22 protein-coding genes are annotated in these 23,876 nt (G+C 62.6%); 14 read left to right on the plus strand and 8 right to left on the minus strand.

What is annotated here, in order from left to right; genetic code table 11:
- Nucleotides 1–169 precede the first annotated feature (169 nt).
- Both NATTI_RS0100520 and NATTI_RS27270 read left to right on the plus strand, forming a co-directional pair.
- Nucleotides 170–1,147 carry a transcription initiation factor IIB gene (locus NATTI_RS0100520; protein WP_006091460.1) on the plus strand — a complete coding sequence of 326 codons (978 nt, stop codon included), beginning with the start codon at nt 170–172 and terminating at the stop codon, nt 1,145–1,147.
- Between the two features lie 141 nt (nt 1,148–1,288).
- Nucleotides 1,289–1,414: a hypothetical protein gene (locus NATTI_RS27270; RefSeq protein WP_006091461.1), complete on the plus strand. Its 126-nt coding sequence runs from the start codon at nt 1,289–1,291 to the stop codon at nt 1,412–1,414.
- A 123-nt stretch (nt 1,415–1,537) separates the two neighbouring features.
- Here the strand turns inward: NATTI_RS27270 and NATTI_RS0100530 are convergent, their stop codons facing one another.
- Nucleotides 1,538–2,818, minus strand: coding sequence for an RNA-guided endonuclease InsQ/TnpB family protein (locus tag NATTI_RS0100530; protein WP_027119015.1), 1,281 nt, complete (start codon nt 2,816–2,818; stop codon nt 1,538–1,540).
- 374 nt (nt 2,819–3,192) lie between these two features.
- Here NATTI_RS0100530 and NATTI_RS0100535 point away from each other — a divergent pair, with 374 nt between their 5' ends.
- Nucleotides 3,193–4,107, plus strand: coding sequence for an alpha/beta fold hydrolase (locus tag NATTI_RS0100535; protein ID WP_006091463.1), 915 nt, complete (start codon nt 3,193–3,195; stop codon nt 4,105–4,107).
- Between the two features lie 29 nt (nt 4,108–4,136).
- Here the strand turns inward: NATTI_RS0100535 and NATTI_RS25920 are convergent, their stop codons facing one another.
- On the minus strand, nt 4,137–4,274 hold the full coding sequence (locus NATTI_RS25920) for a hypothetical protein (protein ID WP_019991525.1): 138 nt from the start codon (nt 4,272–4,274) through the stop codon (nt 4,137–4,139).
- Between the two features lie 134 nt (nt 4,275–4,408).
- Here NATTI_RS25920 and NATTI_RS0100545 point away from each other — a divergent pair, with 134 nt between their 5' ends.
- A complete protein-coding gene (locus NATTI_RS0100545; protein WP_006091464.1) occupies nt 4,409–5,083 on the plus strand; it encodes a helix-turn-helix domain-containing protein in 675 nt (224 codons plus the stop codon).
- Here the strand turns inward: NATTI_RS0100545 and NATTI_RS0100550 are convergent, their stop codons facing one another.
- Nucleotides 5,084–5,410, minus strand: a complete 327-nt coding sequence (locus NATTI_RS0100550; protein ID WP_006091465.1) for a cupin domain-containing protein — start codon at nt 5,408–5,410, stop codon at nt 5,084–5,086.
- A gap of 431 nt (nt 5,411–5,841) precedes the next feature.
- Here NATTI_RS0100550 and NATTI_RS0100560 point away from each other — a divergent pair, with 431 nt between their 5' ends.
- The 5 genes from NATTI_RS0100560 (at nt 5,842) to NATTI_RS0100580 (ending at nt 11,077) form a co-directional block, all read left to right on the plus strand.
- Nucleotides 5,842–7,584 (plus strand): 4Fe-4S ferredoxin N-terminal domain-containing protein, encoded by a 1,743-nt coding sequence (locus NATTI_RS0100560; protein ID WP_006091467.1) that lies wholly within the window; start codon nt 5,842–5,844, stop codon nt 7,582–7,584.
- A gap of 2 nt (nt 7,585–7,586) precedes the next feature.
- Nucleotides 7,587–8,951, plus strand: coding sequence for an NrfD/PsrC family molybdoenzyme membrane anchor subunit (nrfD, locus tag NATTI_RS0100565; RefSeq protein ID WP_006091468.1), 1,365 nt, complete (start codon nt 7,587–7,589; stop codon nt 8,949–8,951).
- Entirely contained in the window at nt 8,948–9,283 is a 336-nt protein-coding gene (locus NATTI_RS0100570) for a hypothetical protein (protein ID WP_006091469.1), read from the plus strand. The genes nrfD and NATTI_RS0100570 overlap by 4 nt, the downstream gene beginning before the upstream one ends.
- 214 nt (nt 9,284–9,497) lie before the next feature.
- Complete coding sequence (locus NATTI_RS0100575) at nt 9,498–9,785, plus strand: hypothetical protein (RefSeq protein WP_006091470.1); 288 nt, start codon at nt 9,498–9,500, stop codon at nt 9,783–9,785.
- 200 nt (nt 9,786–9,985) lie between these two features.
- Nucleotides 9,986–11,077, plus strand: a complete 1,092-nt coding sequence (locus NATTI_RS0100580; protein WP_006091471.1) for an Mrp/NBP35 family ATP-binding protein — start codon at nt 9,986–9,988, stop codon at nt 11,075–11,077.
- A gap of 59 nt (nt 11,078–11,136) precedes the next feature.
- Here the strand turns inward: NATTI_RS0100580 and NATTI_RS0100585 are convergent, their stop codons facing one another.
- From NATTI_RS0100585 to NATTI_RS0100605, 5 genes are all read right to left on the minus strand, one after another.
- Entirely contained in the window at nt 11,137–11,385 is a 249-nt protein-coding gene (locus NATTI_RS0100585) for an amphi-Trp domain-containing protein (protein WP_006091472.1), read from the minus strand.
- Nucleotides 11,386–11,530: 145 nt separating this feature from the next.
- Nucleotides 11,531–12,664, minus strand: a complete 1,134-nt coding sequence (locus NATTI_RS0100590) for an asparagine synthase C-terminal domain-containing protein (RefSeq protein ID WP_006091473.1) — start codon at nt 12,662–12,664, stop codon at nt 11,531–11,533.
- A complete protein-coding gene (locus NATTI_RS0100595) occupies nt 12,661–13,347 on the minus strand; it encodes a PHP domain-containing protein (protein WP_006091474.1) in 687 nt (228 codons plus the stop codon). The genes NATTI_RS0100590 and NATTI_RS0100595 overlap by 4 nt, the downstream gene beginning before the upstream one ends.
- A 112-nt stretch (nt 13,348–13,459) precedes the next feature.
- Nucleotides 13,460–13,906, minus strand: coding sequence for a UPF0179 family protein (locus NATTI_RS0100600; RefSeq protein WP_006091475.1), 447 nt, complete (start codon nt 13,904–13,906; stop codon nt 13,460–13,462).
- 91 nt (nt 13,907–13,997) lie between these two features.
- Nucleotides 13,998–14,450 (minus strand): DUF5820 family protein, encoded by a 453-nt coding sequence (locus NATTI_RS0100605; protein WP_006091476.1) that lies wholly within the window; start codon nt 14,448–14,450, stop codon nt 13,998–14,000.
- Between the two features lie 591 nt (nt 14,451–15,041).
- Here NATTI_RS0100605 and NATTI_RS0100615 point away from each other — a divergent pair.
- The 5 genes from NATTI_RS0100615 (at nt 15,042) to NATTI_RS0100635 (ending at nt 23,833) form a co-directional block, all read left to right on the plus strand.
- Complete coding sequence (locus NATTI_RS0100615) at nt 15,042–17,111, plus strand: PrkA family serine protein kinase (RefSeq protein WP_006091478.1); 2,070 nt, start codon at nt 15,042–15,044, stop codon at nt 17,109–17,111.
- Between the two features lies 1 nt (nt 17,112).
- A complete protein-coding gene (locus NATTI_RS0100620) occupies nt 17,113–19,401 on the plus strand; it encodes a PrkA family serine protein kinase (RefSeq protein WP_006091479.1) in 2,289 nt (762 codons plus the stop codon).
- Nucleotides 19,392–20,717 (plus strand): YeaH/YhbH family protein, encoded by a 1,326-nt coding sequence (locus tag NATTI_RS0100625; RefSeq protein WP_006091480.1) that lies wholly within the window; start codon nt 19,392–19,394, stop codon nt 20,715–20,717. The genes NATTI_RS0100620 and NATTI_RS0100625 overlap by 10 nt, the downstream gene beginning before the upstream one ends.
- Complete coding sequence (locus NATTI_RS0100630; RefSeq protein WP_006091481.1) at nt 20,710–22,737, plus strand: SpoVR family protein; 2,028 nt, start codon at nt 20,710–20,712, stop codon at nt 22,735–22,737. The genes NATTI_RS0100625 and NATTI_RS0100630 overlap by 8 nt, the downstream gene beginning before the upstream one ends.
- Nucleotides 22,738–22,813: 76 nt before the next feature.
- Nucleotides 22,814–23,833, plus strand: coding sequence for a HEAT repeat domain-containing protein (locus tag NATTI_RS0100635; protein WP_006091482.1), 1,020 nt, complete (start codon nt 22,814–22,816; stop codon nt 23,831–23,833).
- The last annotated feature ends 43 nt before the right edge of the window (nt 23,834–23,876 follow it).

A 23,876-nucleotide genomic window follows, 5' to 3' on the forward strand; every position in this document is an offset into this window, starting at 1 on the left:
ACACACGCCGTCGACCCGCTGTCGGAAACGACAGACACGTACAGCAGTCTCACAGGATACTCTAGCATTCATCTCACGACACTATCGAAGAATTTAAGCGTCGGCGGTTCGTCCGTATACGTCACGATAGCACGTTTTCCAGCGAGCGTTGTGATAGTTTCCCAACACAATGTCAGATACCACCATCCAAACACGGAGCGGTGAGCGACGTCAGCAGGAGTCCGAAAAGTCACCAGAACGGTCGAGCGAGCGAGAGGAGTGTCCCGAATGCGGTGGACGCCTCATTTCCGACACGGAGCACGCGGAGACGGTCTGCGACGATTGCGGTCTCGTCGTCGAGGAAGGCGAGATCGACCGCGGCCCCGAGTGGCGCGCGTTCGACGCCGGCGAGAAGGACGAAAAGTCTCGCGTCGGCGCACCCACGACGAACATGATGCACGATCAGGGGCTGTCGACCAACATCGGCTGGCAGGATAAAGACGCCTACGGCCGGTCGCTCTCGAGTCGCCAGCGCCAGAAGATGCAGCGGCTTCGCACCTGGAACGAGCGCTTCCGTACTCGCGACTCGAAAGAGCGCAACCTCAAGCAGGCGCTGGGCGAGATCGACCGCATGGCTAGCGCCCTCGGCCTTCCCGAGAGCGTTCGCGAGACCGCCAGCGTGATTTACCGTCGCGCCCTCGAGGAAGATCTCCTCCCGGGCCGTTCGATCGAGGGCGTCGCGACGGCGTCGCTGTACGCGTCCGCACGGCAGGCGGGAACCCCTCGATCACTCGACGAGATTTCGGCCGTCAGCCGCGTCGAGAAAGACGAGGTGGCACGCACTTACCGCTACGTCGTTCGGGAACTCGGTCTCGAGGTCAAGCCCGCTGATCCCGAACAGTACGTGCCGCGCTTTGCGAGCGACCTCGACCTCTCGGACGAGACTGAACGGCGCGCCCGAAGTCTCCTCTCGACCGCGAAAGAAAAGGGGATCCACAGCGGCAAGTCGCCGGTCGGCCTCGCGGCCGCCGCCGTCTACGCCGCCGCACTGCTCACCAACGAGAAAGTCACACAGAACGACGTCAGCGAGGTCGCGAACATCTCCGAGGTCACGATCCGCAATCGGTACCACGAGTTACTCGAGGCCGAAGAGGGCGCACCGGCCTGATCGAGACGCGCTGCAGCCGCGTTCCCGACGCCGATTTCGGCCCCGTCAACGGCAGATTGACGCCAGTTATTTCTCCACTAACCGTTTCGAATCGATTATAGTCTCCTCATAGTGAATATCCCGCATCGATACGAGTCGGGTATGAACTGCGACAACTGTTCGTCGGAGGAGGTCGCCTATACGCTGACGACTCACGTTTCGGATAGCCCCGGCGAACGGATCGATCTACACTTCTGTTCGAACGAGTGTCTGCGCGTCTGGACTTGACATCCTCCCCGCCCTGAAGGGGCATGACGAGACGCAAAGCGTCTCGTTGCACCCGAAAACGCGAAGCGTTTTCGAGGACGAGGATTCCCACGGCACCGCGCCGCTGGGTTGGGATATTGTGGTTTACGACGTGACTTGTTCTTGAGGCGCGAATGCGCCAGTTTCCTTGTCAAACAGGAACGTCGATGGCTGTGCCAACCAGCCGTTACTCCTATCTCCCCCATCACAGGCAAGACTCGGAGATACTTTCTGTCGAATGTTCTCGGCACCGTTCACGTCCGCGTTTGCCGTCGTTCCGCACTCATCGCACACGTACAACCCGCGTTCGACGCGGTTTGCCTTCCGCGTACGACCACAGCACGAACACGACTTCGATGTATCGCGTTCGGACACCTGCTCAACCGAGATGCCCTCCATCTCGGCTTTGTAGGTGAGCAAGTCTGTGAAGCGGTCGAACGCCCACGAGTGCAGATCAAGGTTGCCGTGCTTGCCCCAGTTCTGCGACTCTTCGGTTTTATGTTCCTCGCGGACGCCGGAGAGGTCACCAACCACAATCGTTCCAACACACTCCTCAACACATCGCTGGACGACATGTTTCGAGAGCGTGTGGAAGTAGTGTGTGCGACGCTCCGAGTTCTTGTGGTTCAACCGTGTGGCTTGTTCGGAGTTCGACTCATCACACTGAGCGAGTCGCTTGCTGAAGTAGTAGTCGTCCTGCTTCAGACAGTTGAGCGGATACAGCTCGGCGTGGCCGTCCTCATAGGCGAGCGCGGCGAAGTTGCTGATCCCGAGATCAACACCGACGGTCTTCTCGCCGGGAGATTCGGCCACCTCGATCTCGACTTTGCACACGAAGTGTAGTTCCCACTCCTCGCCAATCCAGACGGCCCGCACTTGCTGGACGTTCTCTACGGCAGAGAGGTCAACATCGGGCTGCGTCTGGTACTTACAGAGGATGAAGTCCGACCAGTAGTCCTTGAGGTTTGAGCCTTGGGAGAGTCGAACGCGGTTGTATTTAGTGTCAAGTTTGAAGCCAGCGGCTTTGAACGTCACCGTGCTTCGTGGGTGCTCGTCACCGTGTTTACGGTAGCCGGGCGGGTTCGCTCTCTTATCTCCGTTGCGTCGTTTGCCGTACCAGCCGTTGAACGCCTCAGCGAGTTCTTGAAGGACTCGCTGACTTGACTGAGAATGTAGGTCATCGTAGCGTTCGTGCGACTTCAGGTAAGTGGTGAGTTCGTTGTGGTTTGGAATGTGACCGCCCTCATCCCAGACCCGGCTGCACGTCCACCGTCCGACGTTCCAGAGTTTTGAGGCGGCAAACCCGAGGGCGTCAAGGTCGTCTTGCACCCGTGACTGGTTCCTGATGGAAGCAGTATAAGTTCGGGAGACGACCCGTTTCGCCATACGTAATCTATGTAGACAAACCTACTTGAAGGTATGGATACGAGCGTGGAATATCCTGCCGTGCCATCGAACGGTAGATTGTGTCAGAGGTGTTGGATTCATCCCCGCGCTAAAGCACGGGGCTTTCTCCTTGCACTTCCGTAAGCGAGTCTGCAACCGGGCGCAAGCGACGTCCGTCAGTGGACCACAACTGAAACGAACGAGAGTCGGACGAATCGGCTCACGCAGGTCGTCACTGTCGGATCGGATCTGCTCCGGGATGGACCGAGCGCGACACCACTTCGTGAAACGTCGATTCGACGCTCGAGAGCCACCCCGCTGTTCGTTGCGTCTCCGCCCCAACGGATTTTACACACCGCGTGGCCAGTGTAGGTATGGCTTCGAGCACGTCAGCGCGCCTCGAGACGGCCGCGGAGCTCCCGTCGTCACTCGAGGCGGAATCGACCGTTCGAACCGTCAACGGGATCGAGTTGCACGTCGTTGCGGCCGGCGACGAAGCGGATCCGCTGGTCGTCTTGCTCCACGGCTTTCCGGAGTTCTGGTACGGCTGGCGACACCAGATCGAACCGCTCGTCGACGCCGGTTATCGCGTGCTCGTCCCCGACCAGCGGGGCTACAATCTAAGCGAGAAGCCCGACGGTGTCCGTCCGTACCGCACCCGGGAGTGCTCGCGAGATGTCGTCGAGTTGATCGCGAGCGAAGGTCGTGACGGCGCTCGCGTCGTCGGTCACGACTGGGGCGGCGCGGTGGCCTGGGATCTCGCGCTCCGACACCCCGAAGTCGTCGATCACCTCGCGATCGTCAACGCGCCCCATCCCGTCGTCTACCGCCATCACCTGCTCTCGAACCCGGAGCAGCTACGCCGAAGCTGGTACGCGTTTACGTTCCAGGTGCCGTGGCTCCCCGAACTCGCCTCCCGTGCTGGGAACTTCGCACTGCTCGAGCGGGCCCTCCGAGAGATGGCCGCACCGAATACGTTCACCGACACCGATCTCGACCGCTACCGCCGCGCCTGGCGGCAGGACGGGGCGCTCACGGCGATGCTCAACTGGTACCGGGCGGCCGCGCGATACCCGCCCACGTTCCCCCGAGAACGAGTCGGTGTCCCGACGCTGATCGTCTGGGGCACGGACGACGTCGCGCTGACGACCGAACTGGCGATCGACGCCGACCAGTACTGCGACCGCAGTCGGCTCGAACTCCTCTCCGACACGAGCCACTGGGTTCAGCACGAGCGGCCGGAGCGGCTGACCGAACTGCTGCTCGAGTCGTTCGCGGACGGTCCGTGAGCTGACGGCCCCGGCTGGCCCTCCGGGTCTCAGTTCCGCCAGATGACCGTCAGGGCCTCGTCCTCGTCGCCGGTCTGCGTCCGGCTGCTCGAGGCGTCGTCGAACGGCCGGCCGTCGATCTCGCGGACGTCGAGCGTCGTCTCGGTGGCAGTGTGTTCGGGTGCCATATGCCGATAACCGGGGCGAACGACGGAGGAGGTTCGGGCAAACCTGTTCGAACGTCTGCTATTCCCGCGGGCTGGGAACGGTCGCGGATATATTCGACGGCACGGGTATATAGTAACGAACGGAACACGTTCCTATGGCCCAGGCGACACTCACAATCACGATGCCCGAACAGGTCTGGATTCAACAGCTCTCGACGGCGTATTCGACCGCGAGCTTTCGGGTGTTGGCCGCGGTCCCCGACTCCGAGACCGGCTTCGCCCTCGTCCGGATCGCCGGCCCGGAGGTCGCAGACATCGTCGAGGAGATGCGCGACCATCCCCAGATTACCGAGCTCTCGCTCGCACAGTGGAGCGAGAACGAGGTGACCGTTCACTTCGAGACGACCGCCCCGCTGTTGCTTTTTTCCTCTCGGGAGTCAGGAATGCCGATCGAACTTCCCGTCGAGATTGTCGACGGCGAGGCGACAGTCGAGGTGACTGGCTCGCGGAACCGGCTCGCCGAACTCGCCGAACAGCTCGAGGAGTTCGGGCTCCAGTACCGGATCGAACACGTCCGCGAGCGACTCCACGAGAGACAGTTGCTCTCGGACCGACAGCTCGAGGTCGTCGTCGCCGCCGTCGAGGAGGGCTACTACGACACGCCCCGACGCAGTTCACTGACGGAGCTCGCGGAGCACCTCGACATCGCGAAATCGACCTGCAGCGAGACGCTTCACCGGGCCGAAGAGGGGATCATCAAACGGTTCGTCGAGGATCTGCCAGGTGTCGATACTGAGGAGCGAGTCGAGGACCCGCTCGCGAGCAGTTGATCAGTCGGCTCGCTGCGCCAACACGAGCAGTGCCGTCGTGTCCGCCTGTGCTTTTGGAGAGATTTCCTGTGCCCCGTCGAATCTGACGACGTCACCCTCTCGAACGTCGTACTCGTCGTTGCCGAGTGACACCGTGAGGTGACCCTCGAGGACGTGGAGGACGAGTTCTCGATCGGGATGTTGATGTGCCGGAATCCGTTCACCGTCGGCCAGCGCGAGTCGAATCGTCTGCGGTTCGCCGTCGAATAGGTGTGCGTGTGGGGTTTCCTCGAGCGCCTCGAGACGGCGTTGTTCCGTCGGTGTCGGCGGTTGATCGGAATCAGTCATACTCGACCCTCGGCGTTCCTCGACCGTAGGTACCGGCCCGAATCAGTTCGGTTCCTGCCGGTCTCGTCGCCGTATGCACGCCAGCTGCGGACGCGAGTTCGGTAGCTAGTTCGTCGGTGACATGTACCTCACGACGAGCGTTCAAAAACCGCTATACTTTTTATTATCGTTCCAGCGCGACTATTTCTCGCTCGCGGTGACTGTGCTCAATCTGCTATACCTGACAGCACAGGTAGTGTCTATTATGCGCCCCTTAAATATAGACGAACATATTCGCATCAATTCTCATTTCGTGGAAATCGGCTCTACACTTGAACGTTATCTAGTTATGAGTGCGGTACAGAGGATCCATAGATGACCGTATTCAACTGCGTGTCGGCGTGTAATTACTTCGCATCGAGCGGATTCTCGTCTCGAGGTGTTCGATCGGAATGAGCACGGACGACGAATCTTTCCACCCGCTCGGCCAAGAGTGGGAAACTGAACTAGAGGGGATGCTCGACGAGACCGAGTACGATTCTGATCTCGGTATGCAGATGGCCCAGGACGCGATGCGGGTCACCAAGGGCGAACTCTCGGAAGCCGAATTCCACGAGAAGTATCACGACGATGTGATGGACGAGTTCGGCGTCGACGACCGCCCGACTGAAGCTGCCTACGAGCAGTCTCAGGAGGAGTCGAGTGGCGCCATGGGCCGGATGCTTTCGGCCTTCGACGGCGACGGTGACGAGAGTCGCCGCGACGTCATGAAGAAGATGGGCGTCGGTGCAGCGGCCGTCGGACTCGGTGCGTGGGGCACCGTCGACGACAGCCAACCAAGTCTCGGTATCTCTCAGGAAGGTGACAACGACGAGGGAGACGGCGATTTCCAGTGGGGGATGGCCATCGACCTCGAGCGGTGTGACGGCTGTCTCTCCTGCGTCGAAGCCTGCGCCGAGGAGAACAACCTCGACCAGGGTGTTAACTGGATGTACGTCCTCGAGTACGACGAACCCAGAGAGGGCACCCCCGAGAACAGCCGTAACCGGCTCGTTCGACCGTGTCAGCACTGTACCGACGCGCCCTGTGAGAAGGTCTGTCCGACGACGGCCCGACACACTCGGGACTCGGACGGCCTCGTCCTGACAGACTACGACGTCTGTATCGGTTGCCGATACTGTCAGGTTGCCTGTCCGTACGGCGTCAATTACTTCCAGTGGGACGAACCGGATATCACGACCGACGAGATCGCCGAGCAGGCTGACGACATGGGCATGGGCGGCGACCACATGGTCGACGAACGTGACCGCTGGGTCGACAGCCGCGCCCCGCGGGGCACGATGAGCAAGTGTACGATGTGCCCGACCCGGCAGGACGCCGGTATGGGCGACGACAGAGTCGGCACGACGGCCTGTCAGGAGGCCTGTCCGCCGGATGCGATCAACTTCGGGAACATGCGCGACGACACCAGCGACCCGCAGGTCTACGCGTCGAACCCGAGCCGCGGTCGCACGCTGTCGCTGCTCTCCGTCGGCGATGAATTCACCGAATCCCTCGAAGAGGATCTCGACGGCGAGGACGACGACCTCGAATCCGTCCTCGACGCGACCAGTCTGGACGAGGATACCCTCGGACTGCTGCTCGCGATCGAGATTACCGCCGAAACCGAGATGGCCGCCGGCGATGGCACCATCGCCGGCTACGAGGAAGACGTTCAGAACGCCCTCGAGGTGCTTTCGGATCACGGACTCGACCTCGAAAGCGAAGAAGTACTCTCGGAACTCGGTCTCGCCGATGCACCCGGCGAAACCGAACTCGACGACGAGGACGAGAACGGCGACGACGAGAACGGTGAGGAAGAGGAGAACGGTGAAGAAGACGAAGAGGAGGACGAAGACGAGTTCGACGGCCCGGACGTCGACGCCGCACAGAACCTCCTCGAGGCGTTCGCCGGCGTGCCGTCGTCGAACTTCCGACTGCTAGAGGATATGGGGACCAACCCGAACGTCGTCTACCTCGGCAACGAGCCCGGTCCGAACGCCGAACAGCGTGAGCCGACCGGTTCGGGAGTCGCCTACGAGAACATCTCCTACCAGCGCGCGGACGGCGACCGCGTGCAACTCGTCGACAACCGCAAGGACGTACTCGACGAGAAGACCGTCGGTGACACGGGACTGAACCTCGGAGGGTGGTAACGATGAGTACGAAATCACCAACCGAAGCCGACATCCTTCGCCCAGTTAACAATGTCTCGAAACAGTACTTCATCCTGTTCGGGATCTGCGCACTGGCGCTCGGGGCCTTCCTCGTCGGCTGGATGTACCAGCTGGCCGAAGGGATGGCCGTCACCGGACTCTCCGACTGGGGGAGCGGTGGCGGTGTGACCTGGGGGCTGTACATCGGCGCGTTCATCTGGTGGGTCGGGATCGCTCACGGCGGGATCATCCTCTCCGCCGCGGTCCGACTGCTCGGCATGGATCGATACATGCCGGTCGCCCGCCTCGCAGAACTGCTGACCATTGCCGGTCTCTCCGCGGCCGGCTTCTACATTCTGGTCCACATGGGCCGTCCGGACCGGATGGTCACGAGCGTGCTGGGACACTACCACATCACGGTGAACAATTCGCCGCTGGTGTGGGACGTGACCGTCATCACGGCCTACTTCGTGCTGACGGCGACCTACCTCGCACTGACGCTTCGGTACGACATTACGCGTCTCCGTGACGATCTGCCCGGCTACTTCTCGCCCGTCTACAACGTCCTGACCCTCGGCTACACCGAGGACGAGGACGAAATCGTCGAGCGGATGGTCTGGTGGCTCGCACTCGCGATCATCATCATGGCCCCGCTCCTGCTTCACGGCGGTGTGATTCCGTGGCTGTTCGCGGTGCTTCCCGGCATGCCGGCCTGGTTCAGCGCAGTACAGGGACCACAGTTCCTGACGATCGCGCTTACTTCGGCCATCAGCGGCGTCATTATCGTCGCCTACGCGTTCCGTCGTGCGTACGACTGGGATCACATCATGACTGACGACGTTTTCCGCGGGCTGCTCCTGTGGCTCGGCTTCTTCTCTCTCCTCTTCCTCTGGCTGCAGCTCCAACAGAACGTTGTCGGACTGTTCGCTGCACCGGTGAGCACGGAGGTCGCACAGGAAGCGACGATCACACACCCGATCTACATAACCGCGATGACCCTGGTCTTCGCGACGCTTGCGTACATCTTCGCACAGACGATTCGTCCGTCGCTCTTTAGCAAGGGACGAGCCATCGTCGCGGCGCTGGCGGTGCTGTTCGCGACGCTCATCGAGAAACTGATCTTCGTCGTCGAAGGATTCCTCCACCCCGAGTTCGAGATCTACGCGGCGACGCCCGGGGCGTACTTCCCGAGCGCCATCGAACTGCTCTCGCTGGTCGGAACGATCGGGATGGTCGTCCTGATCTTCCTCGTCGTCTCGAAGGTCGTTCCGGTCGTCGAACTCCACGCGGTCGAACACCTTCGCGGCGACCACGCGCACGGACACGAAGAAGATGAAACGACGACTGAATCAGAGGTGAAAGCATGAGTACCATCGCCGCACTCGCGGAACCGCTCTACCACGGCTACAGTGGCACCGACGGCGTTACCGGATTCCCCAACATCGGAACCTACCTGATCTTCGGTGTCGTCCTGGTTCCGATCTACATCATGGTCGTCTCCTGGTTCGCCGGCACACCCCGCGACACGAAGACCGGGATGCTCGGCGTCTCCTACCTCGTTGCCATCACGGCGCAGATGTGGATCGGGATGTTCATCCTGACCATCATCATCGGCTTCGTGTTCTACGGCGGTCTGCCGGAGCCACTCGGCTCCCCCGGCCCCACTGGCGACATCCCGATCTTCGGGTTCCTGTTCTAACCCGATCGGTCGAACCGATTTCTGGGTTTTTCGTCTCGGTTTTTGACGATTTTTGCTGGCAGCTCTGATCGCCGATAAGGGCGTGCGTTTATAGGCAGATGCCTCGTTCTCGAGCGGGCTTCGCCAACCGTTCGACGGTGACTACGGCCTGCCGTTATGAGACCCATGCACAGTCAGGGGAAACCACGACCCCAACGGGTGGTCAAACACACTTATGACACTCATTGACATTCTGTCGGCGGTCCTCTATCACGGCTACGAGGCGAACGAAGGGTGGACCGGGTTTCCAAACGAGGGAACCTACATTATCTTCGGAATCGTCCTGCTCCCGATCTACGTCATGCTCATCGCATGGTTCGCCGGTGAGCCGCGTGATACGAAGACCGGACTGCTCGGGGTCACCTATCTCGTCGGCATCGCGACCAGCATGTGGGTCTCCATGCTCATCATGACGGTCCTGATCGGGATCATCTTCTACGGGCAGGCGCCCAGTCTCTCCTGATACGGTTTGCTGTACCGATTTGCCGGTGGGACCGCGGACGAGTCACGGCCTCCGAGAATGACTTACAGCAGACAGTATGGGACCGGTCTCGAGTTCGAGCACGACTTCGAGAACCGGTACTCCCCGGCGGGTTCGTACGCCGAACCATCACACGTATCCCGTTCGGCTCCCTTATGCTCGGATAACGCATACGACGTATTATGAGCATTACAGAACACGAACTCCAGATCAAACTCGAGGGAATCGAAGATCCGGATATCGGCGAGGACATCGTCTCACTCGGCCTGGTCAACGACGTCCGAATCGAGGACGAGACCGCCCGAATCGACCTCGCGTTCAACGCCCCGTACGCGCCCTCCGAGATGGAACTGGGCAACCGAATCCGCGAAGTCTGTGACGAGGCGGGCCTTCAGGCGGACCTGCGCGCACACGTCGGCGAAGAACACGGCTTCGACGACGAGGTGTTGCCGCGGGTTCGCAACGTCATCGCCGTCGCCTCCGGGAAGGGTGGCGTCGGCAAGACGACGGTCGCCGCGAACATCGCATCGGGTCTCGAAAAACGCGGGGCGATGGTCGGCCTGCTCGACGCCGACATTCACGGGCCGAACATCCCGCGAATCCTGCCGGTCGAGAGCGAACCCGGCGTGACGCCCAACGAAGACATCGTCCCGCCCCGTTCGGACGGCGTCCGGGTCATTAGCATGGGAATGATGACGGAACAGGAGGACGATCCGGCGATCCTGCGCGGTCCGATGGTCAACAAGTTCATGCTGAAGTTCTTGGAGGGCGTCGAGTGGGGTCGACTGGACTACCTCATCATCGACCTCCCGCCGGGGACGGGTGATGCGACGCTGAACCTCTTACAGTCGATGCCGGTGACCGGTGCGGTCGTCGTCACGACGCCCCAGGAGATGGCGCTCGACGACACCCGCAAGGGGATTCAGATGTTCAACAAACACGACACGCCGGTGCTCGGCGTCGTCGAGAACATGAGTTCGTTCGTCTGTCCGTCCTGTGGCGACCAGCACGGCCTGTTCGGCACCGAAGGGGCGAAGACGATCGTCGACAAGTACGACGTCCCGCTGCTCGGCCAGATCCCGATCCACCCCGACTTCGGTGCGGAGGGCAGCGAGGGGGCGATCGTCAAGGACGACGAGAGCGAGGTCCAGGAGACCGTCGAGAACCTCGTCGCGGAGGTCTCCGACCGCATCGGCGAAACCAACCGCCGCACGGTCGCCGACAACGTCGAGGGCGGCCCGGAGAACCAGCTCCCAACCGAACTCGAGGACTAACGGCCCCTATCGCGTCGGTTCGAGCGGCGCAGTGGACCGAGAGTATCGGGCGACGGCACTCAGGGCTCTTCTTCGACTTCCCACTCGAGGGTCACCGTAATCTCTTCGCGCGGACCGCCGAGCATCGGTGATCGCTCCTGTACCTCGATGCCGTACTCGAGTTCCGGCGCGGGCGACAGTTTAAGCATCTTGTTGCCGACACGGACTTCGGCAACACCGCCGCTTCGGATCTCCTGTGCGAGCTCCTGTACCAGATCCGCTGCCTCTTCCCGCGAGACCTTCTCTTCGGTGTTCGTTTTCTCTCCCATAGCAAAACGACCACCGAACGAACATAAATAGGTTGGCCGGGAATCGGCAGGCACGACTTTGGTGACGGCCGTTTGCGGCCAGAGCTACCAGATCTCGAGACGGAGTCGAGTCGACAGGAACGAACGAAGCGACGGCGTCGGCAACTCAGGGTGCTGTCGGCGGCTCCGGATCGTCCTCGAGCAGCGAGCGGACGTACTTCGTCACGTGGTCGTCGATTCGGCGCTTGTAGCCGGCCTGTCGGGCGAGGCGGTCGAGTTCGCGAGCGACGAGGCTACCGTACTGGACAGCCTTCTTCTCGCGGGAGGCGACCTCCTCGGGGAGGGAGTCTGCGGCGACGCGACGGAGCGCGCGTTTGCGCTCGGTCTCGTCGGCCAGCAGTTCGTCGGGCAGGCGGAGCGCGGCATCGACGACGGTGTCGTGGAGGAGGGGAGCGACCGGCTCGAGACCGGTCGCTTCGATCGCGTGGACGTCCCGCGGAAGCTGCTCGGAGAGCGTCGCGATCTGTTCGCGGACGGCCTCGCGGGTCGTCTCCGCTTCGACGCGGTGGTCGAGACGGACGACCTTCTCGTAGCCGCCGAACAGTTCGTCGGCACCCTGGCCCACCGCCAGCGCGTCGAAGCCGTCGGCGGCGATGCGCTCCCCGACGAGATATAGGGGGAGGGCGATCTGAATGTCCATCGCGTTCGTACGGCCGGTCGCGCGAGCGAGGTCCGGCACCGCTCCCTCGAGGTCGGCCGGCTCGAGATCGACGACGGTCAACTCCCGCCCCATCGCCTCGGCGGCCGTCCGCGCGGCCTCGATGTCGTGGCAGTCGGGGAAACCGACGACGTACAGGGGGGCGTCGAGTAACTCGGCGACCAGCGCCGAGTCGACGCCACCCGAGAAGGCGACGGCGATATCGCGGTCGGTGTCGAGCGCGTCGTCGGCCGCGGTTTCGATCGCCGCGGCGAGTTGCTCGAGTGCGGCGTCGTGGTTCGTCTCCGGCTCGGGATCGGGGAGCGTCCAGCGACGTTCTGGTTCGGCGTCGGGGATCGTCAGGTCGAGCGCGTTCCCGGCGGGGAGGAGTGTCGGGTTCTCGAGGGACGTCGGTTCGAATGCCCAGTCGGCGGCTGGTGTGTTACTATCTCTCTCGCGGTCGACGTACACGGGCACGCGGCCGAGTACGTCGCGGACAAGCGTGCCGTCGAGTTCGCCGGCGAAACCGGTCGTTCCCGGCAGCGGATCGCCGCTCTCGAGGGCGTCGCGAATGATGTCGGGGTCGGCGCCGCGAAGCATCATTGGAAGAGCCCCAGCACGCCGTTTCGTACGCGGCGGGTGACACCTCCTGCAGCCTGTCGGAAGCTGATATGCCACGGCGTTCGTTTGCCCTCGACGGTGGTCTTCCCCTCGCGAACCGCCTCGAGAATGGCGTCGGCGGAGCGGTCGTCCGCCTCGACGCGGGTGACAGCCTGACCGACCATTTCGCTAATGTGGGCGTCGCTGCCGGCGGTCATCGGCAGGTCGTGGGACTTAGCGAACCGTTCGGCCTGTCGGTTCGCGCGGCCGGTAAGCAGCCGCGAGTTGTAGACCTCGATCGCGTCGCCCTCGGCGAGTTGGTCCCGAGAGATGCGGGCCATCACGCCGTGGCGCGACTCCTGGAAGGGGTGGGGGATCACCGCGAGTCCGCCTTGTTCCCAGATGGCCTCGAGCGTCGATTCGTAGGAGAGGCCGGGCGGCACAGCGTCCTCGAGTCCGAAGCCGAGGATGTGGCCGGCCTTGCTCGAAATCTCCATGGCGGGGATGCCGACCAGTCCGTACTCGGGGGCGCGTTCGGCGGCCTCGAGGCTCGCGTCGATCTCGTCGTGGTCGGTGACGGCGATCGCGTCCAGACCGACGGCCTGGGCCTGTTCGAGGATCAACTCGACCGAGTCTCGGCCGTCGTAGGAGAGCGCGGAGTGAGCGTGGAGTTCAACCGACAGCACGGGTATATCTCGGTAGTTCGTGTGGGCCGATCAAAAACAACTCGGTACATGATAGCTCTGCGAGAACGAAATGAGTGGTGTTCACACGGCTCGGCCGGAACCCCTCGAGACCCTACTCGTCGATGTCGAGTTCGACCAGCTCGAGCGATCGGTCGAGGTGACAGACCTCGTGTGGTGGGTCGCCGAGGATGTTGCGAATGCGGTACTCCTCGTCGAACTCGACGGCGTCGGGTTCGCAGTACTCGTGGCTCGGGCACTCGACGTAGGGACAGGGACCGGAGAGACTCGCTTTGCTGCCGGCGAACGCTCCCTTGGAGGGAATGTTCGCACGAACGGAGACGGGTTCGACCTCGACGGCGCGGACGCCGCCGTCGTGCATGGCGCACTCGAGGGTCTGGGCGTTCTCCCGGACGGACGTGATCTGGTACTTGGTATCGGGCTGGAGGTTGAGACACTGACTGCGATACGGACAGCCGGCGCAGGCGTCGGCCTCGCCGTGGTAGACGAACTCGGTTCCCGGGTCGGCGAGCCGGGTTCCGACGAGCGTAACGGTCGACATACGGATCTCTACTTCGCGACGCCGGTTAAGACTCACGTGTCGACTTGTCGACCAACGGATCGCCGGCCGCCGCGCTCGTCGCGATGGCCGGCTAGGCGAGTCCGCTCTCGGAATCGCCGTCTCCGACCGTGCCCGTCAGCTCGTCCAGTCGATCGAAGTACGCCTCGCGGGGCACCTGATAGAGTCCGCGGTAGTCGACCTCGCCGGCGTCGAACGCTTCGGCGAGGTCGAGCGCACGCTCGAGCGCCTCGCCGCGCGTCTCGAACCGTTCGTTGTCGGCGGAGACGTCCGGCTCGAGATAGAGGGTGACGTACCAGTCGTTGGTCGGACGGCTGGTCGGGTTAGTTCCGGGGCGACGGGTGCGTTTTCCGTGGGTCAGGTACAGTGTGGGGAGACAGGCCGCCGGAAAGTCGTCGGCGTTGAAAACGTCCGGTCGATACGCGAGCACGAGGCGGCCGTCGTCGCCCTGACTCCAGACGGTCCACGCGTCGGGGAGCGACGAACGCAGCGATTCGGGATCCGCGTCGGTCTCCGAGTTCGTCATACGTGGCAGTAGGTCGGGCGGTCCTAAAGCCTCGTCGTCGCTGGGACTCGAGGCAAAGGTATGCGGTGTGTTTACATGACGAGCGCGCACGAGCGAAACCGGCCGCTGCAGGCCCGGAACTTATGCCGTCGATCGACTAAAATGTGGTGTGGTAGCGTGGGACAATATACATTCCACCCAGGTGTTCGGTGGAATAATATTCTGATAAATATCTTTTGGGGCCAAATTTAAGTACCTGGATTACTCACTCATTAAATACTATCGGTATCCGTTCGCCGGACCGATCCACTCCGCGCCCGTCCCCGGCGCGCCGTTGTCCGAGCCTCTGAGGAGGTCGTCGCGCAACGTGAGTGGTGATCGATCACATATGGCACGACAGACCGCCGCCCGCCGCAGTTCGGTTCGTTTCGAGAGCGAGTTACTCCCGAAGCCTGCCGACTGCCGTGACGATGTGTGGTCGATGGTGACACGGCTCGACGGATCCCGACGGTTTGACCGCGACGAGAGTGGTGGTCGAACGACGTCCGCTCCGACCACTCCGTGTGATCACGGACGATGCAGACGGGGGAGATCGCAACTGGCAATGATACCATGACCGGTGACATCGAGACACTCGAGACGCTCAGTACGGATTACAAGGAATCGATGCCCGCAGACCTGCGGGAGACCAAGTCCTTCGACTGGTACTTACAGGAGTGCTACGAGGACGCAAAGATCACCCGCAACGCTCACCAGCGCGTCGCGGACATGTTCGACTACTACGGGACGGCTTACGACGAGACGGAAGGCGTCGTCGAGTACCTGCTCGCGAGCGAGGATCCCCTCGGCGACGGCGAGAACACCTTCTACGGGAAGGTGATCCACCAGTCGATCCACGAGTTCGTGAACAAGGTGAAATCGGGTGCCCGCCGGCTCGGTCCCGAACGGCGTATCAAACTCCTGCTCGGACCGGTCGGCTCCGGGAAGTCCCACTTCGACAAACAGGTCCGCAAGTATTTCGAGGACTACACGCTCCGCGAGGAGGGACGGATGTACACCTTCCGCTGGACCAACCTCTGTGATGTCATCAAGGACCAGGATCCCTCCGACGATACCGTCCGGTCGCCGATGAACCAGGATCCGCTCGTGCTCCTCCCGCTCAAGCAGCGCCAGCGCGTGCTCGATGACCTCAACGAGCGACTCGATGCGCCGTACACGATCCAGAACGAGCAGGCCCTAGACCCCGAGAGCGAGTTCTACATGGACCGACTGCTGGCGTACTACGACGACGACCTCCAGCAGGTCTTAGAGAACCACGTCGAGATCGTCCGCTTTGTCGCAGACGAGAACAAGCGACAGGGCCTCGAGACGTTCGAACCCAAGGACAAAAAGAACCAGGACGAGACGGAGCTCACCGGCGACGTCAACTACTCGAAGATCGCCATCTACGGTGAGAGCGACCCGCGCGCGTTCGACTATTCCGGTGCATTCTGTAACGCGAACCGCGGGATCTTCAGCGGGGAAGAGCTCCTGAAGCTGCAGCGCGAGTTCCTCTACGACTTCCTTCACGCGACCCAGGAGCAGACGATCAAGCCGAAGAACAACCCCCGGATCGACATCGACCAGGTGATCGTCGGCCGGACGAACATGCCCGAGTACAAAGACAAGAAGGGCGACGAGAAGATGGAGGCCTTCAACGACCGCACCAAGCGGATCGACTTCCCCTACGTCCTCTCCTACGAGGACGAGGCCAGCATCTACGAGAAGATGCTGAACAACGCCGACGTGCCGGATATCAACGTCGAGCCCCACACCCTGGAGATGGCGGGGCTGTTCGGCGTCCTCACGCGGGTCGAAGAGCCCGACACCGAGACGGTCGACCTCCTCTCGAAGGCCAAGGCGTACAACGGCGAGATCGACGAGGGCGACGACATCGACATCAAGAAGCTCCGCGACGAGGCCGAACAGAAGGCCGAGATCGGTGAGGGTATGGTCGGCGTCTCGCCCCGGTTCATCGGCGACGAGATCGCCGAGGCGATCATGGACTCCAAACACCGTAGCCGCGGGTTCCTCTCGCCGCTGACGGTGTTCAACTTCTTCGAGGAGAACTTAGAGCACCACGGCTCGATCCCCGAGGAGAACTTCGAGAAGTACTACCGCTACCTCGAGACCGTGCGCGAGGAGTACAAGGAGCGAGCCATCGAGGACGTCCGTCACGCCTTGGCCTACGATATCGACGAGATCCAGCGCCAGGGCGAGAAGTACATGGACCACGTGATGGCCTACATCGACGACGATACCATCGAAGACGAGTTGACCGGCCGCGAGCAGGAACCCGACGAGACGTTCCTCCGTTCGGTCGAGGAGAAACTCGACATTCCCGAGGACCGCAAGGAGGACTTCCGCCAGGAAGTGTCGAACTGGGTCTCCCGTCGCGCACGCGAGGGCGAAGCGTTCAACCCACAAGACAACGAGCGCCTGCGCCGCGCACTCGAGCGCAAACTCTGGGAGGACAAGAAGCACAACATCAACTTCTCCGCGCTGGTCAGCGCCAACGAGTTCGACGACGACGAGCGCTCCTCGTGGATCGACGCGCTGATCGAACAGGGCTACTCCGAAGGCGGCGCGAAGGAAGTGCTCGAGTTCGCCGGTGCGGAGGTTGCCAAAGCCGAGATGGATTGATATGACCGGAAACGACTACGTCACCGAGGCCGACCGCACCTTAGAGGAGACCTACGAGGAGCCGATGGACCTCGCGACCTACGTCGATCGGATCTTCGCGAACCCGACGATCGCCTCCCACGCCTCGAAGTACCTCCTCGAGGCGATCGAGGCGGCGGGCACTCGGACCGTGGTCGAGGAAGGCGAGGAGAAAGAGCGGTATCGCTTCTTCGACGACCCGCACAACGACGGCGAACACGCGATCCTCGGCAACACCGAGGTGTTGAACGGGTTCGTCGACGACCTCAGATCGATCGCTGCGGGCCGAGCGAAAGACGAGAAGATCATCTGGTTCGAGGGTCCCACGGCGACGGGCAAATCCGAACTCAAGCGCTGTCTGGTCAACGGGCTGCGCGAGTACTCGAAGACTCCCGAGGGTCGCCGGTACACGGTCGAGTGGAACGTCACGACGGCCGAAGCCGAAGACCGCGGTCTGAGCTACGGTAGCGGCGACCCCACGGCGAGCGACGACCAACACTGGTACGAGAGCCCCGTCCAGGCCCACCCGCTGTCGGTGTTCCCAGAGGAGGTCCGCGAGCGAGTGCTCGACGACCTCAACGGCGATCTCGATGACCACGTTCCCGTTCGGGTCGACGCGAAACTCGACCCGTTCTCCCGGGAGGCGTACGACTTCCTCGAGGAGCGCTACCGCCGCGACGGTGAGGAAGCGCTATTCTCGGCGATCACCGACGACGACCACCTGCGCGTGAAAAACTACGTCGTCGACGTCGGCCAGGGCGTCGGCGTCCTCCACAGCGAGGACGACGGCCCGCCTAAAGAGCGACTCGTCGGCTCCTGGATGCACGGCATGCTCCAAGAACTCGACTCGCGCGGGCGCAAGAACCCGCAGGCGTTTTCCTACGACGGCGTCCTCTCACAGGGCAACGGCGTCCTCACCATCGTCGAGGACGCGGCCCAACACGCCGACCTGCTGCAGAAACTGTTGAACGTCCCCGACGAACAGTCCGTCAAACTGGACAAGGGAATCGGGATGGACGTCGACACGCAGATGCTGATCATCTCGAACCCCGACCTCGAGGCCCAGCTCAACCAGCACTCCGACCGGAACGGGATGGACCCACTGAAGGCGCTCAAACGCCGGCTGGACAAACACCAGTTTGGCTACCTGACGAACCTGAGCCTCGAGTCGGAGCTGATCCGCCGCGAACTGACCAACGAGTCCGCCGTCTGGGAGGCCGAGAGCTACGAGGAACTCGAGGAGCGGATCCGTGAGCCGGTTCGCGTCTCGGTCAAGGATCAGGGTGGCGACACGCGAACGGAGGAGTTCGCGCCCCACGCGATCGAAGCCGCTGCGCTGTACGCGGTCGTGACGCGACTCGACGAGGAGAACCTGCCCAACGGCCTCGATCTCGTCGACAAGGCGCTGATCTACGATCAGGGCTACCTGCAGGAAGGGGACACGCGACGCGAGAAAGACGACTTCGACTTCAACGGCGAGGCCCACGACGGTGAACACGGGATTCCGGTTACCTACACGCGGGACACGCTCGCGGAACTCATCCAGACCGATCGGGATCGCCACCACTCCGAGCTAGCAGTCGAGGACGTCGTGATGCCGCGAGACGTGCTGAACACGATGGCCGAAGGGCTCGCGGACGCCCCCGTCTTCTCGACGGGTGAGCGCTCGGAGTTCGAGAACCGGATCGTTCCCGTAAAGAACTACATCTTCGATCGCCAGGAGAGCGACGTCATCGAGGCGATCATGCACGACAAGCGCGTCGACGAGGAGACCGTCGCCGACTACGTCGAACAGGTCTACGCCTGGGAGACCGACGAGCCGCTGTACAACGACCGCGGCGAGGAGGTCGAGCCGGATCCGCTGAAGATGAAGCTCTTCGAAATCGAACACCTCGGTCGCTTCTCGGAGGCCGAGTACGAGGGCAACCTCCCCCGCGAGAGCGTCCGGAACTTCCGGCGGGAGAAGGTGATCACGTCGCTGAACCGCCACGCCTGGGAGCACCGCGACGAGGACTTCTCGGTCGAGGACGTCGATCTCACCGCGATTCCGGTGATCAAGAGCGTCCTCGAGAGCCACGACTGGGACGACGTCCAGCGGACATTCGAGGACTTCGACCCACGTCAGTGGGACAACCCGCCGAGCGAGACGGAGACGGCGACCGTCAAAGAGCGAACGATCGACACGATGGTCGACCTCTTCGACTACTCGGCGGCCTCGGCCGAGCTAACCAGCCGACACGTTATGGGACAGGTGAGCTACAGATGGGACTGAGAGACGACCTCGAACGATTCCGTGAGGTGGGCGAACAGCGACGCGAAGATCTGGCTGACTTTATTCAGTACGGCGACCTCGCCGGCGGCCGCGGATCGATCCAGATCCCGGTCAAGATCGTCTCGCTGCCGGAATTCGAGTACGACCAACGCGACAAAGGCGGCGTCGGGCAGGGCGAGGACGGCACGCCCCAGCCCGGCCAGCCGGTCGGAGAGCCCCAGCCCCAGCCGGGAGACGACGACGGCGAGGATGGCGAGCCCGGCGAGGAGGGCGGCGAGCACGAGTACTACGAAATGAACCCCGAGGAGTTCGCCCAAGAGCTCGACGAGGAGTTAGGGCTCGACCTCGATCCGAAGGGGAAGAAAGTCGTCGAGGAGAAGGAAGGCCCCTTCACCGATATGACGCGGACCGGTCCCAACAGCACGCTCGACTTCGAGCGGATGTTCAAGGAGGGACTCAAGCGAAAGCTCGCGATGGACTTCGACGAGGAGTTCTTGAAGGAACTCTGTAAGGTCGAGGGCATCGAGCCGCGCGAGGTCTTCGAGTGGGCTCGCGGCGAGAGCCTGCCTGTCTCGATGGCGTGGGTCGAAGAGGCCCACAGCGAGATTCCCGACGAGGAACGCGGCACGTGGGCCTCGATCGAGGAAGTAGAAGAGAACGTCGAACGCGAGTCGGTCCAGCAGAAGATCCGCCGCGAGGGGATCAAACACGTCCCCTTCCGCCGTGAGGACGAACGCTACCGCCACCCCGAGATCATCGAGGAGAAAGAGAAGAACGTCGTCGTGGTCAACATCCGCGACGTCTCGGGCTCGATGCGCGAGAAGAAACGCGAACTCGTCGAGCGGACGTTCACGCCGCTGGACTGGTACCTCCAGGGCAAGTACGACAACGCCGAGTTCGTCTACATCGCCCACGACGCCGACGCCTGGGAGGTCGAACGCGACGACTTCTTCGGCATCCGTAGCGGCGGCGGGACGAAGATCTCGAGCGCGTACGAACTCGCCAACGAACTGTTAGAGGAGTACCCATGGAGCGACTGGAACCGGTACGTCTTCGCGGCTGGCGACTCGGAGAACTCGAGCAACGACACCGGCGAGCGCGTCATCCCGATGATGGAGCAGATCGACGCCAACCTCCACGCCTACGTCGAGACCCAACCCAGCGGCAACGCGATCAACGCAACCCACGCCGAGGAACTCGAGCGACACTTCGGTACCGACGCCGAGGACGTCGCGGTGGCGTACGTCAACAGCAAGGAGGACGTGACGGACGCGATCTACGAGATCCTCTCCACGGAGAGTGACGACAATGAGTAAACGCAACTCCAACGCGGATCGATTCCGCAAACAGGCGATCGCCGCCGATCTCGAGGAACCGGTCGACGAGGCAAGAAACCTCGCCGTCAAACTCGGCCTCGAGCCGTACCCCGTCAAGTACTGGATCATCGACTACGACGAGATGAACGAACTCATCGCCTACGGCGGCTTCCAGAGTCGCTACCCGCACTGGCGGTGGGGGATGCAGTACGACAAACAACAGAAGCAGGGTCAGTACGGCGGCGGGAAGGCCTTCGAGATCGTCAACAACGACAATCCGGCCCACGCCTTCCTCCAGGAGTCGAACACGATCGCCGACCAGAAGGCCGTGATCACCCACGTCGAGGCCCACTCCGATTTCTTCGCACAAAACGAGTGGTTCGGCCTCTTCACCAGCGGTCGGGCCGACGACGATCAGGTCAACGCAGCCGCGATGTTAGAGCGCCACGCTCGCGCCATCGACGAGTACATGTCCGATCCGGAGATCGACCGCGCGGAGGTCGAGAAGTGGATCGATCACTGCCTGAGCCTCGAGGACAACATCGATCAGCACCAGGTGTTCAGTCGGCGACTGGAGATCGACGGCCCTCGCGACGACCTCGACGACGACATCGCGGAGAAACTCGACGAACTCGGGCTCTCGGACGAAATCAAGGGTGAAGTGTTCGACGAAGAATGGCTCGAGAAACTCGAGGAGCGCGACGAGTCCGTTACCTTCCCCGAAGAGCCCCAGAAGGACGTTCTCTCGTTCGTCCGCGAACACGGCAAGCAGTTCGACGACGAGGCGGGTCGGGCGGCCGAAATGGAAGAGTGGCAACGAGACATCCTCGACATGATGCGTGCGGAGGCGTACTACTTCGCCGCCCAGAAGATGACGAAGGTGATGAACGAGGGCTGGGCTGCCTACTGGGAGTCGACGATGATGACCGACGAGGGGTTCGCCGGCGACGACGAGTTCATGAACTACGCCGACCACATGGCCAAAGTGCTCGGATCCGGCGGGCTCAACCCCTACAGCCTCGGGATGGAGCTCTGGGAGTACGTCGAAAACCGGACGAACCGCCGGGAAGTCTTAGAGCGCCTGCTCCGCGTCGAGGGCGTCTCCTGGCGCAACCTGATGGACGTCGTCGACTTCGAGGCGGTCTTAGAGACGCTCGAGCCGCCGGACGCCATCGCGACGATCACGCCGGAGACGCTCGATCGACTCGAAGAGGTTCCCGACGAGTGGGTCGACCGCGAAGCGCTCGAGCAGGCGCGGGATGGCGAGATCGACGTCGAGCAGTATCCGTGGAAGGTGCTGACTACCGAGGGGTTGGCCCGTCGCCACTACTCGCTGGTCAAGCGCCAGCATCGCGGGTTCCTGACTCGGGTGAATCAGAACGATCTCGAGCAGATCGGTCGCTACCTCTTCGACGACGCGCGCTACGAGACCGTCGAGGAAGCGCTCGCGGACGTGGCGTTCGCTGCTGGCTGGGATCGGATGTACGACATCCGCGAGAGTCACAACGACGTCACGTTCCTCGATGAGTTCCTCACGACGGAGTTCATCACGGAGAACAACTACTTCACCTACGAACACTCCCAGGCCACGGGGCAGTTCCACGTCGCCAGCGACGCTGCCGAGGACGTCAAGAAGAAGCTGCTCTTGCAGTTCACCAACTTCGGGAAGCCGACCATCGCGGTCTACGACGGGAACTACAACAACGCGAACGAACTCCTGTTGGGCCACCAGTACAACGGCGTTATGCTCGATCTCGGGCAGGCCAGGGAGACCTTGAAGCGGATCTTCGAACTCTGGGGCCGTCCCGTGAACCTGCTGACGATCGTCAAGGATGTCGACGAACACGATATCGAGGTGGCGAAACGGCGCAACAGGGAGCCCGAACCCGAAGAGCGCGGCAAACTCATCCGATACGACGGCGAGGATGTGACGATCGACGACGTTCCGTGGGAGGAGGTCGAACACCTCTCGGCCGACGACGTCGATTACGACACGAAACCCGACGAGTGGCTCGCCTGACCGTTCTTTCGACCGTTTTCGACCGCAGTAAACACTCGGAAGGCTTTTGCCGACGATCGCACATGCTCGGGACGTGATGGATGGGGAAGGGGGCGAGGCAGTTGAACAGCGACGAGTCGACGCTGACTCGTTCGATCTGCCGTCAGTCCTCGCACAACTGGATAGACGCGAACCGACCGACCAACGAGCGGCCGTCGAAACGATTCGCGACACGCTCGACGAGCGTCCCGGCGACTGCGTGCCGACAGTCCCGAAGCTCCGCGCACTGCTCGAGCAGCCAGCGCTCGAGTTTCACGAGTCGGTGGCGTACTGCCTGGCCGAACTCGCGGCCGAGTCGCCCGCTGACGTCGCGCCGTCGGTCGGCGTGATCGTGTCCTTCGTCGATGAGCATCCGAACCGGCCGGCGACTCGAGAACTCCTCCGGTGTTTGGCCGTCGTCGCCGACGAGCAGCCGTCGGCCGTGGTCGAGCATACGGCTACGATCGCGGACGTGGTCGACCGCCGGTCCGGCTACGACGACTGGGGACTCCGCGCGATTCAGCAGGTGTCGCGGACGACGCCGACTGCGGTGCACTCCGCGCTCCCGGTACTCACCGACGCGCTGGCGGCGGATCCGGAGACCAACGGCGTTCCCGTCCTCCCGACGCTGGGTCGGTTGACTCGATCGGAGACACCCCCGGAGCGCCTCGAGTTCGTCGAGCAGGCGATCGCTCTCGTCGACCACGACGACCTGCCGCTTCGACGCAACGCCATCGGCTGTCTGGCGGATGTCGCCAACCGCGCACCCGCGGCGGTCGAACCGGTCTGTGACGACCTCGGTGGAGCACTCGAGTCGGCGGATCCGGAGACGCGTGCAAACGCCGCCGTGTTGCTCGCCCGGGTCACCGCGGCAACGGATCGGGAGATCGGTCCCGCCCGAGAGCCGCTGCTCGAACTGCTCTCCGACGAGTCCGACCGAGCGCGGGCGAACGCGTGCGTCGCGCTCGGACACGGGCGCGTCGAGGCGGCCACGGATCGACTCGAGGCACTGGCAGCCGACGATTCGGCGTCGCTCGTCCGCGAGCGGGCCGACTGGGCGCTTGACCGACTCTCCTGATTCCGTCTTCGACTCCGGCGACCGTAACGCAGTGGTGTCTGGC

It is taken from the genome of Natronorubrum tibetense GA33 (assembly GCF_000383975.1).
GTDB classification, from domain to species: domain Archaea; phylum Halobacteriota; class Halobacteria; order Halobacteriales; family Natrialbaceae; genus Natronorubrum; species Natronorubrum tibetense.